Annotated in this window: 23 protein-coding genes; all 23 read right to left on the bottom strand. The window is 66.6% G+C overall.

Annotated features, from left to right (window positions below; all coding sequences use genetic code 11):
• Window positions 1-49 precede the first annotated feature (49 nt).
• The 23 genes from map to rplC all read right to left on the bottom strand — a co-directional run bounded on the left by map (window position 50) and on the right by rplC (window position 13,124).
• Window positions 50-838 carry a type I methionyl aminopeptidase gene (gene map / locus ABD289_RS00910; RefSeq protein ID WP_344125376.1) on the bottom strand — a complete coding sequence of 263 codons (789 nt, stop codon included), beginning with the start codon at window positions 836-838 and terminating at the stop codon, window positions 50-52.
• Between the two features lie 101 nt (window positions 839-939).
• A complete protein-coding gene (locus tag ABD289_RS00905) occupies window positions 940-1,494 on the bottom strand; it encodes an adenylate kinase (protein WP_344125374.1) in 555 nt (184 codons plus the stop codon).
• A 176-nt stretch (window positions 1,495-1,670) separates the two neighbouring features.
• Window positions 1,671-2,984 carry a preprotein translocase subunit SecY gene (gene secY, locus ABD289_RS00900; RefSeq protein ID WP_344125372.1) on the bottom strand — a complete coding sequence of 438 codons (1,314 nt, stop codon included), beginning with the start codon at window positions 2,982-2,984 and terminating at the stop codon, window positions 1,671-1,673.
• Window positions 2,985-3,515: 531 nt separating this feature from the next.
• Window positions 3,516-3,965 (bottom strand): 50S ribosomal protein L15, encoded by a 450-nt coding sequence (rplO, locus tag ABD289_RS00895; protein WP_344125370.1) that lies wholly within the window; start codon window positions 3,963-3,965, stop codon window positions 3,516-3,518.
• A 1-nt stretch (window position 3,966) separates the two neighbouring features.
• The gene (gene rpmD, locus ABD289_RS00890) at window positions 3,967-4,149 is read right to left on the bottom strand and encodes a 50S ribosomal protein L30 (protein WP_344125368.1); all 183 of its coding nucleotides are present in this window, start codon (window positions 4,147-4,149) and stop codon (window positions 3,967-3,969) included.
• A 5-nt stretch (window positions 4,150-4,154) separates the two neighbouring features.
• Window positions 4,155-4,766 carry a 30S ribosomal protein S5 gene (gene rpsE, locus ABD289_RS00885; protein ID WP_344125366.1) on the bottom strand — a complete coding sequence of 204 codons (612 nt, stop codon included), beginning with the start codon at window positions 4,764-4,766 and terminating at the stop codon, window positions 4,155-4,157.
• A gap of 35 nt (window positions 4,767-4,801) precedes the next feature.
• Complete coding sequence (gene rplR, locus ABD289_RS00880) at window positions 4,802-5,200, bottom strand: 50S ribosomal protein L18 (RefSeq protein ID WP_344125364.1); 399 nt, start codon at window positions 5,198-5,200, stop codon at window positions 4,802-4,804.
• Window positions 5,201-5,202: 2 nt separating this feature from the next.
• Window positions 5,203-5,742 carry a 50S ribosomal protein L6 gene (rplF, locus tag ABD289_RS00875; RefSeq protein WP_344125362.1) on the bottom strand — a complete coding sequence of 180 codons (540 nt, stop codon included), beginning with the start codon at window positions 5,740-5,742 and terminating at the stop codon, window positions 5,203-5,205.
• Between the two features lie 17 nt (window positions 5,743-5,759).
• Complete coding sequence (rpsH, locus tag ABD289_RS00870) at window positions 5,760-6,158, bottom strand: 30S ribosomal protein S8 (RefSeq protein ID WP_344125360.1); 399 nt, start codon at window positions 6,156-6,158, stop codon at window positions 5,760-5,762.
• A 249-nt stretch (window positions 6,159-6,407) separates the two neighbouring features.
• Window positions 6,408-6,593 (bottom strand): type Z 30S ribosomal protein S14, encoded by a 186-nt coding sequence (locus ABD289_RS00865; protein ID WP_093414180.1) that lies wholly within the window; start codon window positions 6,591-6,593, stop codon window positions 6,408-6,410.
• Between the two features lie 3 nt (window positions 6,594-6,596).
• Complete coding sequence (gene rplE, locus ABD289_RS00860) at window positions 6,597-7,160, bottom strand: 50S ribosomal protein L5 (RefSeq protein WP_344125358.1); 564 nt, start codon at window positions 7,158-7,160, stop codon at window positions 6,597-6,599.
• A 2-nt stretch (window positions 7,161-7,162) separates the two neighbouring features.
• Window positions 7,163-7,477: a 50S ribosomal protein L24 gene (gene rplX, locus ABD289_RS00855; RefSeq protein ID WP_344125356.1), complete on the bottom strand. Its 315-nt coding sequence runs from the start codon at window positions 7,475-7,477 to the stop codon at window positions 7,163-7,165.
• 2 nt (window positions 7,478-7,479) lie between these two features.
• Entirely contained in the window at window positions 7,480-7,848 is a 369-nt protein-coding gene (rplN, locus tag ABD289_RS00850) for a 50S ribosomal protein L14 (protein ID WP_344125354.1), read from the bottom strand.
• 240 nt (window positions 7,849-8,088) lie between these two features.
• Entirely contained in the window at window positions 8,089-8,367 is a 279-nt protein-coding gene (gene rpsQ / locus ABD289_RS00845; RefSeq protein ID WP_344125352.1) for a 30S ribosomal protein S17, read from the bottom strand.
• Window positions 8,364-8,606: a 50S ribosomal protein L29 gene (gene rpmC, locus ABD289_RS00840; RefSeq protein WP_344125350.1), complete on the bottom strand. Its 243-nt coding sequence runs from the start codon at window positions 8,604-8,606 to the stop codon at window positions 8,364-8,366. The genes rpsQ and rpmC overlap by 4 nt, the downstream gene beginning before the upstream one ends.
• Window positions 8,606-9,025, bottom strand: coding sequence for a 50S ribosomal protein L16 (gene rplP / locus ABD289_RS00835; protein WP_344125348.1), 420 nt, complete (start codon window positions 9,023-9,025; stop codon window positions 8,606-8,608). Before rplP ends, rpmC begins: the two co-directional genes overlap by 1 nt.
• 3 nt (window positions 9,026-9,028) lie before the next feature.
• Window positions 9,029-9,874 (bottom strand): 30S ribosomal protein S3, encoded by an 846-nt coding sequence (rpsC, locus tag ABD289_RS00830; protein WP_344125346.1) that lies wholly within the window; start codon window positions 9,872-9,874, stop codon window positions 9,029-9,031.
• On the bottom strand, window positions 9,874-10,290 hold the full coding sequence (gene rplV, locus ABD289_RS00825; protein WP_344125344.1) for a 50S ribosomal protein L22: 417 nt from the start codon (window positions 10,288-10,290) through the stop codon (window positions 9,874-9,876). The genes rpsC and rplV overlap by 1 nt, the downstream gene beginning before the upstream one ends.
• Before the next feature lie 42 nt (window positions 10,291-10,332).
• On the bottom strand, window positions 10,333-10,614 hold the full coding sequence (rpsS, locus tag ABD289_RS00820) for a 30S ribosomal protein S19 (protein ID WP_344125342.1): 282 nt from the start codon (window positions 10,612-10,614) through the stop codon (window positions 10,333-10,335).
• Between the two features lie 18 nt (window positions 10,615-10,632).
• A complete protein-coding gene (rplB, locus tag ABD289_RS00815; protein ID WP_344125340.1) occupies window positions 10,633-11,466 on the bottom strand; it encodes a 50S ribosomal protein L2 in 834 nt (277 codons plus the stop codon).
• Between the two features lie 31 nt (window positions 11,467-11,497).
• Window positions 11,498-11,797 (bottom strand): 50S ribosomal protein L23, encoded by a 300-nt coding sequence (gene rplW / locus ABD289_RS00810; RefSeq protein WP_344125338.1) that lies wholly within the window; start codon window positions 11,795-11,797, stop codon window positions 11,498-11,500.
• A complete protein-coding gene (rplD, locus tag ABD289_RS00805) occupies window positions 11,794-12,477 on the bottom strand; it encodes a 50S ribosomal protein L4 (protein ID WP_344125336.1) in 684 nt (227 codons plus the stop codon). Before rplD ends, rplW begins: the two co-directional genes overlap by 4 nt.
• Window positions 12,477-13,124: a 50S ribosomal protein L3 gene (gene rplC / locus ABD289_RS00800; RefSeq protein ID WP_344125333.1), complete on the bottom strand. Its 648-nt coding sequence runs from the start codon at window positions 13,122-13,124 to the stop codon at window positions 12,477-12,479. The genes rplD and rplC overlap by 1 nt, the downstream gene beginning before the upstream one ends.
• Between the last annotated feature and the right edge of the window lie 22 nt (window positions 13,125-13,146).

Raw genomic sequence — 13,146 nt, 5'->3', positions numbered from 1 at the left:
CTTCGGAGTGCCTAGCCCTGGCGAGCTGAAAAAGCTCGGCGCTGAACCTTCACTCCGCCTGGGTGAGGACCCAGGGGCCTTCTTCGGTGATGGCTACCGTGTGCTCCCAGTGGGCGGCGCGGGAACCGTCCGCCGTGACGACGGTCCAGGCGTCGTCGAGCTCATCGGTGTCGGCGGTGCCGAGGGTGAGCATCGGCTCGACCGCGATGGCCATGCCCACCTTGAGCTTGGGACCCCGGCCCGGCTTGCCGAGGTTGGGCAGGAACGGCTCCATGTGCATCTGAGTACCGATGCCGTGCCCGCCGTACTCGGCGATGATGCCGTACTCCCGGCCATCAGCCTTCGCCGCGGCCAGCGCGGCCTGCTCGACGGCGTGCGAGATGTCGGTGAGCTTGTTGCCCGCGCGAACCTGCTCGATGCCGGCCCACATGGAGGCCTTGGTGGCCTCCGACAGGGCGCGGTCGGCCTCGCTGATCTCGCCGACGGCCAGCGTCACCGCGGAGTCGCCGTGCCAGCCGTCCAGGATCGCGCCGCAGTCGACCGAGATCAGATCGCCCTCCTGGACGATCTCCTTCTTCGACGGGATGCCGTGCACCACGCGTTCGTTGACCGACGCGCAGATCGAGCCCGGGAAGCCGTGGTAGCCCTTGAACGAGGGCACCGCACCGGCGTCGCGGATCACCTGATCGGCAACCGCGTCCAGCTCGCCGGTGCTCACGCCGGGCACCGCCTTCTCGGCGACCGCGGCCAACGCCCGCGCGACGACCAGACCGGAGGCGCGCATCGCCTCGATCTCACCGCGCGACTTGAGCTCGATGCCCTTCCCCCGACGCAACACGGCACTCACCCTCGAAAAGTACTACTCGGAATCGCCGGAGGACTCCGGCACGGAAACAAAATACCGGCCGGCCACCGAAGTGACCGGCCGGGTTCGAGCTCTCACGCCTGAGTGCGCAGCGCTTCCATCGCCCGCGAGCTGATCTCCTCGACCGAGCCCAGCGCGTCGATCTTGATGATCTTGCCCTGGTAGTAGTCCAGCAGCGGCGCGGTCTCCGAGTGGTAGACCGCCAGCCTGCGCCGGATCACGTCCTCGGTGTCATCCGAGCGACCGCGCTCGAGCATGCGGTTGACCAGCTCTTCCTCCGGGACGTCGAACTGCAGCACCGCGGTCAGCTCCATGTCCTTGTCGGCGAGCATGCCGCTGAGCACGTCCGCCTGAGCGGTGTTCCGCGGGTACCCGTCGAGCAGGAAGCCCTTGGCCGCATCGTCGTCACCGAGGCGGTCGCGCACCATCTCGTTGGTGACCTCGTCCGGCACCAGTTCACCGGCGTCCATGTAGCTCTTGGCCTTCTGCCCGAGAGCCGTCTGGTTGCCGATGTTCGCGCGGAACAGATCGCCGGTGGAGATGTGCGGTACGCCGAGCTTCTCGCTCAGCACGGCCGCTTGGGTGCCCTTGCCCGCACCGGGCGGACCGACGAGAACCAATCGCACCAAGGGTCTGCCTCCGAATCATCGCCATCGCGCGCCACTTGCTGACGAGCTGCGCACCACCAGTACTGCGGGGCGTGCGGTCAAGCCAGACTACGCATCCCCGAAGAACGAGTGAACACACGGTACGGGTTACGCACGCCACTCCGGGCATGCCGAAGGCACGCCCGGAGTCGCCGAGTTTACCGGAGGAAACCCTCGTACTTGCGCTGCGTGAGCTGGCTCTCGATCTGCTTAACGGTGTCCAGGCCGACGTTGACCATGATCAGCACCGCCGTGCCGCCGAACGGGAAGTTCTGCGCCCCGCCCTGACCACCGGTCAGCCCGAGGAAGAACATCGGCAGGATCGCCACGATGCCCAGGTACAGCGAGCCGGGCAGCGTGATCCGGGAGAGCACGAAGCTCAGGTACTCGGCCGTCGGCCTGCCCGGGCGGATGCCCGGGATGAACCCGCCGAACTTCTTCATGTCGTCCGCCCGCTCCTCCGGGTTGAACGTGATCGACACGTAGAAGTAGGCGAAGAAGATGATCAGCATCATGTACAGCAGGATGTGCACCCAGCTGGACGGATCGACGATGTAGGTCTGCAGGAACCGGGACCACCAGCTGTCGTTCTGGCCCGCGACCTGGCCGATCAGCTGCGGCAGGTACAGCAGCGACGACCCGAAGATGACCGGGATAACGCCGGCCTGGTTGACCTTCAGCGGCAGGTACGTCGAGGTGCCGCCGTACATCCGGCGCCCGATCATGCGCTTGGCGTACTGCACCGGGATCCGGCGCTGCGCCTGCTCGATGAACACCACGGTGGCGATGATCGCGACCGCGAAGACGCAGACCATCGAGAACACCAGCGGGCCGTGGCCCTTGAGGATGTTGCCGCCCTCGGCCGGGATCCGGGAGGCGATCGAGACGAAGATCAGCAGCGACATGCCGTTGCCGACACCGCGCTCGGTGATCAGCTCGCCCATCCACATCAGGATCGCCGCACCGGCGGTCATGACGACCACGATGGTGACCAGGTTCAGCACCGAGGAGTCCGGGATCGGCGAAACCGTGCAGCCCTGGAACAGCTGGCCGCGCACGGCCAGCGCCACGATGCCGGTGCCCTGCAGGACCGCGAGCGCGATCGTGAGGTAGCGGGTGTACTGGGTGAGCTTGGCCTGGCCGGACTGGCCTTCCTTCTTCAGCTGCTCGAAGCGAGGAATGACCACCTGCAGCAGCTGAACGATGATGCTCGCGGTGATGTAGGGCATGATGCCCAGCGACAACACCGATAGCTGCAGGAGCGCACCACCGCTGAAGAGAGTGAGCAGCGAGTAGACGCTCTCGGAGCCGCTGCCTTGGATCTGCTGGATGCACTGCTGAATGTTGGGGTAGCTCACACCGGGCGACGGAATCGTCGCGCCCAGGCGGTAGAGCACCACCATCCCCAGAGTGAACAGGATCTTGCGGCGCAGGTCCGGCGTTGCCAGAGCCGAGCGGAAGGCGCCGAGCACGCGAACCTCCTGTACGCGAGCCGGTCGAAACCGGCCGGAAAGACATCGGCCGGCTTCCATCAGCCGGCACGGCGGGAAACTCCAGTAGCAGTGCCGCCGGCTCACCCCGCCAACGGGGACGACCCACGGCACTACTGCGCGACTTTAGCAGGCGTGGAACCGGATACGGACAGCGACCGAACCTTCACGATGATCAACGTTTTGCAACGTTCGGCCAAGCTGCGGCAACCGCGCCCGGTGCGGTGCGGTTGCCGTTTTTCCCATGATGACCTGCGAATCCGTTTCGCGCGGCGACCGCCCCGCACGGCGGCTCGCGATGTTGCCGGTCAGCCGTCGCCGAACCGCTGCACCCCTTCGGTCACCGGGCGCGTCGAGGCTCGCTGGTTCGCGCGGCATCGCGGCCCCGCGGCAGCGGCCGCAGCGGTGCCCGCTACCGCCGCCCCCGGGAGCGCGGCCCCGCGGCCGGACGCAAAAGCGAGGGCCGGCCCACCCGTGGGTGGACCGGCCCTCGCCGGGTGAAGCCGGGAGTTCTCAGCGCTCCAGCTTGGTGGCGGAGCCACCGGCGGAGGTGATCTTCTCCTGGGCGGAGCCGGTGAACGCGTGCGCGCTCACGTCCAGCTTGACGCCCTCGAGGTCCCCGTCGCCGAGGATCTTCACCAGTTCGTTCTTCTTGACCAGGCCCCTGGCGATCATCTCGTCGATACCGACGGTGCCGCCCTCCGGGAAGACCGAGGCCAGCTTGCCGATGTTCACACCCTGGTACTCGGTGCGGAAGCGGTTCTTGAAGCCGCGAAGCTTCGGCAGCCGCATCTGGATCGGCATCTGCCCGCCCTCGAAACGAGGGGAGACGGTCTTGCGCGCCGTGGTGCCCTTGGTACCGCGACCGGCGGTCTTGCCCTTGGAGCCCTCACCGCGGCCGACGCGGATCTTGTCCTTGTTGGAACCGGGAGCCGGACGCAGGTCGTGCAGTTTGATGACCATGTCAGTCGACCTCCTCGACCGAAACCAAGTGGGAAACGGTCTTGATCATGCCGCGCACGTTGGAGTCGTCCGGACGCGTCACAGACTGACGAATCTTGCGGAGCCCCAGGGTGCGCATGGTGTCGCGCTGGTTCTGACGAGTGCCGACCAGACCACGCACCTGGGTGATCTTCAGCTGAGCCATGACGATCAGACCCCCGTCCCGGCAGCACGCGCCCGCAGCATGAACGCCGGCGCGACGTCCTCGAGCGGCAGGCCACGGCGAGCCGCGACCTCTTCCGGCCGCTGCAGCTGCTTCAACGCGTCGACCGTGGCGTGCACGATGTTGATCGGGTTGTCGGAGCCCAGCGACTTGCTCAGCACGTCGTGGACACCGGCGCACTCCAGCACCGCACGGACCGGGCCACCGGCGATAACACCGGTACCGGCGCTGGCCGGGCGCAGCAGGACGATGCCCGCGGCGTCCTCACCCTGTGCCGGGTGGGTGATGGTGCCGCCCAGGCGCGGGACGCGGAAGAAGTTCTTCTTCGCCTCCTCGACGCCCTTGGCGATCGCGGACGGAACTTCCTTGGCCTTGCCGTAGCCGACACCGACCATGCCGTCACCGTCGCCGACGACAACCAGGGCGGTGAAGCTGAAGCGCCGACCACCCTTGACGACCTTGGCAACGCGGTTGATGGTCACAACCCGTTCGAACTGCGGGGTCTTTTCTTGGGCCGCCCCGCCACGGCCGCCGTCGCGGCGGTCCCGGCGGTCTTTGCCGCCGGACTCCCCGCCTTCACGCCGAGTGCGTCCAGGCATCAGGCGTCCCTTTCGTTCTCGTTCTTACGCACTTGTCAGAACTCCAGACCGCCGTCACGGGCCGCATCGGCCAGCGCGGCAACCCGACCGTGGTAGGCGTTACCGCCGCGGTCGAACACGACCTTCTCGATGCCGGCGTCCTTGGCGCGGGCGGCAACGAGCTCGCCGACCTTGGTGGACATGGCCTTCTTGTCACCCTCGAAGCCACGCAGGTCCGACTCCAAGCTGGTAGCCGAAGCAACGGTGTGGCCCTTGGTGTCGTCGATGACCTGCGCGGTGATGTTGCGCAGGGACCGGCTGACGACCAGACGCGGGCGCTCGGCGGTGCCGACGATCTTCTTCCGGATGCGCGTGTGCCGCTTGGAGCGGGCAAGCCGACGCTTGGTCGAGATGTCCTTGCCAACCGGCTTGCGCTTGGTAGCTGTCTCGCTCATGGTCACTTACCCGTCTTTCCGACCTTGCGGCGGATGTTCTCACCCGCGTACCGGACACCCTTGCCCTTGTACGGGTCGGGCTTGCGCAGCTTGCGGATCTTGGCTGCGATCTCGCCGACCAGCTGCTTGTCGACGCCCTTGACCGAAAGCTTGGTCGGGCCGTCGACCGCGAACTCGATGCCATCCGGCGGCTCGATCACGATGGGGTGGCTGTAGCCGAGGTTGAACTCGAGGTTCGAACCCTTCTGCAGCACTCGGTAACCGACGCCCTGGATCTCCAGATCCTTCTGGAATCCCTTGCTGACGCCGATCACCATGTTGTTCACCAAGGTACGGGTCAGGCCGTGCAACGAACGGGACTCCCGCTCGTCGTTCGGGCGCTGAACCAGTACCGAACCGTCCTCGTCCTTCTCGACGACGATCGGCTCGGAGACCTGGTGCTCGAGGGTGCCCTTGGGGCCCTTCACGGTCACCGCCTGGCCGTCGATAGCCACCTCGACGCCGGAGGGGACGGTGATCGGCAGCTTTCCGATGCGCGACATAGCCGCTCCTCCTCCCTTTACCAGACGTAGGCGAGGACTTCCCCGCCCACGCCGTCCTTCATGGCCTGCCGGTCGGTCCGCAGACCGCCGGAAGTCGAAATGATGGCGACGCCCAGACCGCCCAGCACCTTGGGAAGGTTGTCGGACTTGGCGTAGACCCGCAGGCCGGGCTTGGAGACCCGGCGCAGGCCCGCGATGCTCCGCTCGCGGTTCGGGCCGAACTTGAGCTCGACGACGAGCTGCTTGCCCTTCTCGCCCTCTTCGACGCGGGAGCCGGACACGTAGCCCTCCCGCTTGAGGACCTCGGCGATGTTCGCCTTCAGCTTCGAGTGCGGCATCACGACCTCGTCGTGGTATGCCGAGTTCCCGTTCCGCAGACGCGTCAGCATGTCTGCGATCGGATCGGTCATCGTCATGACCTGCTCAACCTTTCTCGTCTGGTTCCGATGAGCCCCGACCACGCCCCACCCGTCGGGTGAGCGTCTGGGCTCTGGCCTGGACGAAGTTCGGGGTGACCCGCCTATCTGGCAGGGCCCTCAACCAATACGCGTTCTCAAGTACGGCGTTCGCCGCGGAGCGCGGGCATCAGTCCTGGTAACGCCCGCCGAGGGTACCGGGCCATCCGGGAAGACCGGACGACAGGGCCACCCCCGGCAGGCGGGAGATCACCAGGAGGACTTGCTCACGCCGGGCAGCTCGCCCGCGTGCGCCATCTCGCGGAAGCACACCCGGCACAGCCCGAACTTGCGGAACACCGAACGCGGACGCCCGCACTTCTGGCAACGGGTGTAGCCGCGAACCTTGAACTTCGGCTTCTGGGCCGCCTTGTGAACCAGCGCCTTCTTCGCCATCGCTCAGTTCTCCTTGAACGGGAAGCCCAGGTGCTTCAGCAGCGCCCGGCCCTCGTCATCGTTGGTCGCCGTGGTAACCACGGTGATGTCCATGCCGCGCGGCCGGTCGATCGAGTCGGGGTCGATCTCGTGGAACATCGACTGCTCGTTGAGGCCGAAGGTGTAGTTGCCCTTGCCGTCGAACTGCTTGCCCGACAGACCGCGGAAGTCGCGGATGCGCGGCAGCGAGATGGTGACCAGGCGGTCCAGGAACTCCCACATCCGGTCGCCGCGCAGGGTGACCCGCGCACCGATCGGCATGCCCTCGCGCAGCTTGAACTGCGCGACGGACTTGCGGGCCTTGCGGACCTCGGGCTTCTGCCCGGTGATGGCGGCGAGGTCGCGAACCGCGCCCTCGATCAGCTTGCTGTCCCGCGCGGCGTCGCCGACACCCATGTTCACCACGACCTTGACCAGGCCGGGCACCTGCATGACGTTGGAGTAGGTGAACTCCTCGTTCAGCGCCTGGCGGATCTCTTCGCGGTAGCGGGTCTTGAGCCGGGGGACGATCTTCTCAGTCGTAGTCATGATCAGATGTCCTTACCGTTGCGACGCGAGATGCGAACCTTCTTGCCGTCCTCACCGGTGCGGTAGCCGACGCGAGTCGGCTTGCCGTCGGAGTCCACGACCATCACATTGCTCACGTGGATCGGGGCTTCCTGCGTCACAATGCCGCCGGACTGCGCACCACGCTCGCCCTGCGAGACCTTGGTGTGCTTCTTGATCCGGTTGACGCCCTCGACCAGGACGCGGTCCTCCGTGGGCATGGCCTGAATGACCTTGCCCTTGGCGCCCTTGTCCTTTCCGGAGATGACGACGACCGTGTCGCCCTTCTTGATCTTCATGATCACAACACCTCCGGCGCGAGCGAGATGATCTTCATGAACTTCTTGTCGCGCAGCTCACGAGCAACCGGCCCGAAGATACGGGTGCCCCGCGGCTCGCCGCCCGGACGAACCAGGACGGCGGCGTTCTCGTCGAAGCGGATGTAGGAACCATCCGGCCGACGCCTTTCCTTCTTCTGCCGGACGATGACGGCCTTGACCACATCGCCCTTCTTGATTCCGGCACCCGGGATGGCTTCCTTGACGGTCGCCGTGACGATGTCCCCGAGGCCCGCGTAACGACGTCCCGACCCACCGAGGACACGGATCGTAAGGATCTCCTTGGCCCCGGTGTTGTCGGCGACGCGAAGTCGCGACTCCTGCTGGATCACTTCTGACTCCTGACCCTAAGTGCCCGGACCTCGTGTCCGGACACACTCTGGCGCGCCAAATTGCCGACCTGACGCGCGCGGTCAACTTCCGGCACGCCAACCGGCCGGATCGCTGGATCCCCTCCTGGGAGGGTCTGCGACCGGCCGGTCATTTCGACGTGCTCGACGGATGCGGAACGGGTCCGCACCCCGCCGGACGGCGTGCGCAACGCGATTGTTCCGCACGCTCGCCGGCCGAAGTTACTTGGCCTTCTCGACGACCTCGACCAGCCGCCAGCGCTTGTTGGCCGACAGCGGGCGGGTCTCCATCAGCAGCACCCGGTCGCCGACACCGGCCGTGTTGGCCTCGTCGTGCGCCTTGACCTTGGTGGTCTGCCGCATGACCTTGCCGTAGAGGGCGTGCTTCTTGCGGTCCTCGAGGGAAACCACGACCGTCTTGTCCATCTTGTCCGAGACGACGTAGCCCTCGCGCACCTTGCGGCTGTTGCGCTGCTCCACGCCCTGTCCTTTCTCACTCATGCCGCGCCCTCCTCAGCGCCTTCGGGGGAAACCGTCAGGCCCAGTTCGCGCTCGCGCATGATGGTGTAGATCCGGGCGATGTCCTGCCGGACCGTGCGCAGTCGCCGGTTGTTCTGCAGCTGACCAGTGGCCATCTGGAAGCGGAGGTTGAACAGCTCCTCCTTCGCTTCCTTCAGCCGCTGCACGAGCTCCTCGCTGCTCAGCTCACGGAGCTCGGATGCGGTGACACCCGCTGCCATCAGAAGTCACCACCCTCGCGGGACACGATCTTGCACTTCATCGGGAGCTTGTGCGCCGCGCGAGTCAGCGCCTCGATCGCCGCCTTCTCGTTCGGGAAGGTCAGCTCGAACATGATCCGTCCGGGCTTGACGTTGGCGACCCAAGACTCCGGCGAACCCTTACCGGAACCCTGACGGGTCTCGGCCGGCTTCTTGGTGATCGGGCGGTCCGGGAAAATGTTGATCCAGACCTTACCGCCACGCTTCACGTGCCGGTTGATCGCGATACGGGCCGACTCGATCTGCCGGTTGGTGACGTAGCCGTGCTCGATCGCCTGAATGCCGTACTCGCCGAAACTGATCCGGGTGCCACCCTTGGCGAAGCCCTTACGCTTCGGCGCGTGGCTCTTGCGCCACTTCACCCTGCGTGGGACGAGCACGTCTCAGCCCTCCGTCTTCTCTTCAGCCGGCGCAGCCTGAGGCTGCTCGCCCTCCGCGGCCTTGTCGGCCTTGGCGGACTTGTCAGCTGCAGCGCGGTCACCGCCGCGACGGCGACCACCGCGGTCGCCGCGGCCGCCGCGGTTGTCCCCGCCGCGGTTGTCCCCGCCGCCACCGCCGCGCGGCGGGCGGACCTCGGACTCCTGCTGCTTCTGCTTCAGGCCACCGACCAGCTCACCCTTGTAGATCCAGACCTTGACGCCGATGCGCCCGAAAGTGGTCTTGGCCTCGAAGAAGCCGTAGTCGATGTCCGCGCGCAGCGTGTGCAGCGGGACGCGCCCCTCGCGGTAGAACTCCGAGCGGGACATCTCAGCGCCGCCCAGGCGACCCGAGCACTGCACCCGGATGCCCTTGACCTGCGGCGAGCGCATGGCCGACTGAATGGCCTTGCGCATCGCGCGCCGGAAGGACACGCGGTTGGACAGCTGCTCGGCCACGCCCTGCGCGACCAGCTGGGCGTCGGCCTCGGAGTTCTTGACCTCGAGGATGTTCAGCTGAACCTGCTTGCCGGTCAGCTTCTCGAGGTTGCCGCGAATGCGGTCCGCCTCGGCACCGCGACGGCCGATGACGATGCCCGGCCGGGCGGTGTGAATGTCCACGCGGACGCGCTCGCGGGTGCGCTCGATCTCCACCTTGGAGATACCCGCGCGCTCCATACCGCGAGACAGCTGCCGGCGGATCTTGACGTCCTCCGCGACGTACTCCGAATACTGCTTGTCGGCGTACCAGCGGGACTTCCAGTCCGTGGTGATGCCGAGTCGGAAGCCGTGCGGGTTGATCTTCTGACCCACTACCGGGCACTTCCCTTCTGGCTCTTTCGGGACTTGGCCGCCGCCTTGGGACGCGACTCGACCTCGACCGTGATGTGACTGGTCCGCTTGCGGATCCGGTACGCACGGCCCTGCGCCCGCGGCTGGAAACGCTTCAGCGTCGGTCCCTCATCGACGTACGCGTGGCGCACGACCAGCGTCTCGGGGTCGAGAGAGAGGTTGTTCTCGGCGTTGGCCATCGCGCTGGCTAGCACCTTCGACACCGGACCGCTGGCGGTCTGCGGCGCGAACTGGAGCACGGCCAGGGCATCGGCGGCACTCCGGCCCTTGATGAGTTCGACCACGCGGCGCGCCTTCATCGGCGAAACGCGGACGAACCGGGCCCGTGCCACTGCGTGCGGGTGCTCCGCCACAGTGGAATCGGAACGGGCTGTCATCCTGCTACCCCTTGCTCTTACTCGTTCGTGTCACAGACCCGCTCAGCGGCGGCGCGACTTCCGGTCTTCCTTGACGTGGCCCTTAAAGGTGCGGGACGGGGCGAACTCGCCCAGCTTGTGCCCGACCATGGCCTCGGTGATGAACACCGGAACGTGCTTACGGCCGTCGTGCACCGCGAAGGTGTGGCCCAGCATGTCCGGGATGATCGTCGACCGGCGGGACCAGGTCTTGATCACGGTCTTCTTGCCCGACTCGTTAAGCGCGTCCACCTTCTTGAGCAGGTGGTCGTCCACGAACGGGCCCTTCTTCAGGCTGCGTGGCATTTTTGCTTACCTCCCTGCTCAGCGCTTCTTGCCGGTGCGACGGCGGCGGACGATGAGCTTGTCACTCGGCTTGCGGAGGCGGGTACGACCCTCCGCGCGACCGTTCGGGTTGACCGGGTGGCGACCACCGGAGGTCTTGCCTTCACCACCACCGTGCGGGTGGTCCACCGGGTTCATGACGACACCGCGGACGGTCGGGCGCTTGCCCTTCCACCGCATCCGGCCGGCCTTGCCCCAGTTGACGTTGGCGTGCTCCGAGTTGCCGACCTCGCCGACGGTGGCCCGGCACCGCGCGTCCACGTTGCGGATCTCGCCCGAAGGCATCCGCAGCTGGGCGTACGGGCCGTCCTTGGCCACCAGCTGCACCCGGGCACCGGCCGACCGCGCGATCTTCGCGCCCTGACCGGGGCGAAGCTCGATCGCGTGGATCACGGTACCGGTGGGGATGTTGCGCAGCGGGAGGTTGTTGCCCGGCTTGATGTCAGCCCGAGCGCCTGCCTCGACCGTGTGACCCTGCTGCACACCGTTCGGCGCGACGATGTAGCGCTTCTCGCCGTCGGCGTAGTGCAGCAGCGCGATCCGAGCGCTGCGGTTCGGGTCGTACTCGATGTGCGCGACCTTGGCCGGCACACCGTCCTTGTCGTTGCGGCGGAAGTCGATCACGCGGTAAGCCCGCTTGTGACCGCCACCCTTGTGCCGCGTGGTGATCTTGCCTTGCGCGTTCCGCCCCGCCTTGCGGTTCAGCGGACGCACCAGCGACTTTTCCGGCTCCGTCCGGGTGATCTCGGCGAAGTCGGACACGCTAGAGCCACGACGTCCAGGCGTCGTCGGCTTGTGCTTGCGAATGCCCATGGTTAAAACAACCTCGTCCTAATCAGCACCGTCAGGCGGCCGGTCCACCGAAGATGTCGATCGACTTGCTCTCCGGGGTCAGCGTGACGATCGCCCGCTTGGTGTCCTTGCGCTTGCCGTACCCGGTGCGGGTGCGCTTGCGCTTACCGTCGCGGTTGATCGTGTTGACGCCGGAGACCTTCACGTCGAAGATCTTTTCGACGGCGATCTTGATCTCGGTCTTGTTCGAGCGCGGGTCCACGAGGAAGGTGTACTGGCCCTGCTCCTGCAGGCCGTAGCTCTTCTCGGAGATCACCGGCGCGATGATGATGTCTCGGGGGTCGGCACTCACTGCTCTGCCTCCTCAGCGGAAGAAGCGGCGGCCTTAACCGACCGGCCCTTGGCAGGTCCGGCGACGAAGCGCTCGAACGCAGCCTTGGTGAACACCACGTCGTCGCTGTTGAGCACGTCGTAGGTGTTGAGCTGACCCGGGTCGATCAGGTGCACGTTCTGCAGGTTCCGCAGGCTCAGCCACGAGTTCTGCTCCTCGTGGCGGTCCAGCACGACCAGAACCTTCTTGGCCTCGGTCCAGTTCCGCAGCGCGGTCTTGGCGGACTTGGTGGACGGGGAGTCCCCGTCGACCACGCCGGTGACCACGTGCAGCTGGCTGGCGCGAACCCGGTCGGAGAGGGCACCGCGCAGCGCGGCGGCCTTCATCTTCTTCGGAGTCCGCTGGGTGTAGTCCCGCGACTGCGGGCCGTGGACGGTTCCACCGCCGACGAACTGGGGCGCACGGGTCGAACCCTGACGGGCGTTACCGGTGCCCTTCTGCCGGTACGGCTTCTTGCTACCACCGGAGACCTGGCCACGCGTCTTGGTGGCGTGGGTGCCCTGGCGCGCAGCGGCCATCTGGGCCACCACGACCTGGTGCATCAGCGCCACGTTCGCCTGCACGTCGAAAATCTCGGCGGGCAGCTCGACGGTGCCGTCGGTCTTACCGTCCGGGGTACGGACATCGAGCGTCAGGCTCATCACGCACCACCCTTCGCCGGGCTCTTGACCAGCACCAGGCCGCCCTTGGGGCCGGGCACCGCGCCCTTGATCAGCAGCAGGCCGCTCTCGTCGACCTTGTGCACCTTCAGGTTCTGCGTGGTCACGCGGTTCGAGCCCATCCGGCCGGACATCTTCATGCCCTTGAACACGCGGCCCGGGTAAGCGCAGCCACCGATCGAACCCGGCTTGCGGTGCACCGCCTGAGCACCGTGGCTCATCGGCTGACGGTGGAAACCGTGCCGCTTGATGGTGCCCGCGAAGCCCTTGCCCTTGCTGGTGCCGACCACGTCGATCACCGTGCCGGCCTCGAACAGCTCAGCGCTGATCTCCTGGCCGACCTCGTATTCACCGGCGTCCGCGGTGCGCAGCTCGACGAGGTGACGGCGCGGGGTGACACCGGCCTTGGTGAACTGGCCGCTACGCGGCTTGTTCACCTTGCGCGGGTCGATGGCGCCGAACGCCAGCTGCACGGCCGAGTAGCCGTCCTTCTCAGGGGTCCGAATCTGGGTGACCACGTTCGGCCCGGCCTGGACGACGGTCACCGGGACAACCCGGTTCTTGTCGTCGAAGACCTGGGTCATGCCGAGCTTGGTGCCCAGAATCCCCTTGATCTGCCTGTCAGACATTGGTCTCGTTCTCTCCAGCTAC

The organism is Saccharopolyspora halophila (assembly GCF_039531955.1).
Lineage (GTDB): Bacteria > Actinomycetota > Actinomycetes > Mycobacteriales > Pseudonocardiaceae > Saccharopolyspora > Saccharopolyspora halophila.
The sequence above is the reverse complement of the archived record's forward strand: the minus strand, read 5'-3'. Positions and strand labels throughout refer to the sequence as shown.

Excerpts from the sequence above, each read along its gene's own strand:
- rplO (WP_344125370.1), bottom strand. The coding sequence starts at position 3,965 with ATGGTCATCAAACTGCACGACCTGCGTCCGGCTCCCGGTTCCAACAAG.
- rpmD (WP_344125368.1), bottom strand. The coding sequence starts at position 4,149 with ATGGCTCAGCTGAAGATCACCCAGGTGCGTGGTCTGGTCGGCACTCGT.
- rpsE (WP_344125366.1), bottom strand. The coding sequence starts at position 4,766 with ATGCCTGGACGCACTCGGCGTGAAGGCGGGGAGTCCGGCGGCAAAGAC.
- rplR (WP_344125364.1), bottom strand. The coding sequence starts at position 5,200 with ATGAGCGAGACAGCTACCAAGCGCAAGCCGGTTGGCAAGGACATCTCG.
- rplF (WP_344125362.1), bottom strand. The coding sequence starts at position 5,742 with ATGTCGCGCATCGGAAAGCTGCCGATCACCGTCCCCTCCGGCGTCGAG.
- rpsH (WP_344125360.1), bottom strand. The coding sequence starts at position 6,158 with ATGACGATGACCGATCCGATCGCAGACATGCTGACGCGTCTGCGGAAC.
- ABD289_RS00865 (WP_093414180.1), bottom strand. The coding sequence starts at position 6,593 with ATGGCGAAGAAGGCGCTGGTTCACAAGGCGGCCCAGAAGCCGAAGTTC.
- rplE (WP_344125358.1), bottom strand. The coding sequence starts at position 7,160 with ATGACTACGACTGAGAAGATCGTCCCCCGGCTCAAGACCCGCTACCGC.
- rplX (WP_344125356.1), bottom strand. The coding sequence starts at position 7,477 with ATGAAGATCAAGAAGGGCGACACGGTCGTCGTCATCTCCGGAAAGGAC.
- rpsQ (WP_344125352.1), bottom strand. The coding sequence starts at position 8,367 with ATGAGTGAGAAAGGACAGGGCGTGGAGCAGCGCAACAGCCGCAAGGTG.
- rpmC (WP_344125350.1), bottom strand. The coding sequence starts at position 8,606 with ATGGCAGCGGGTGTCACCGCATCCGAGCTCCGTGAGCTGAGCAGCGAG.
- rplV (WP_344125344.1), bottom strand. The coding sequence starts at position 10,290 with ATGACAGCCCGTTCCGATTCCACTGTGGCGGAGCACCCGCACGCAGTG.
- rpsS (WP_344125342.1), bottom strand. The coding sequence starts at position 10,614 with ATGCCACGCAGCCTGAAGAAGGGCCCGTTCGTGGACGACCACCTGCTC.
- rplB (WP_344125340.1), bottom strand. The coding sequence starts at position 11,466 with ATGGGCATTCGCAAGCACAAGCCGACGACGCCTGGACGTCGTGGCTCT.
- rplD (WP_344125336.1), bottom strand. The coding sequence starts at position 12,477 with ATGAGCCTGACGCTCGATGTCCGTACCCCGGACGGTAAGACCGACGGC.
- rplC (WP_344125333.1), bottom strand. The coding sequence starts at position 13,124 with ATGTCTGACAGGCAGATCAAGGGGATTCTGGGCACCAAGCTCGGCATG.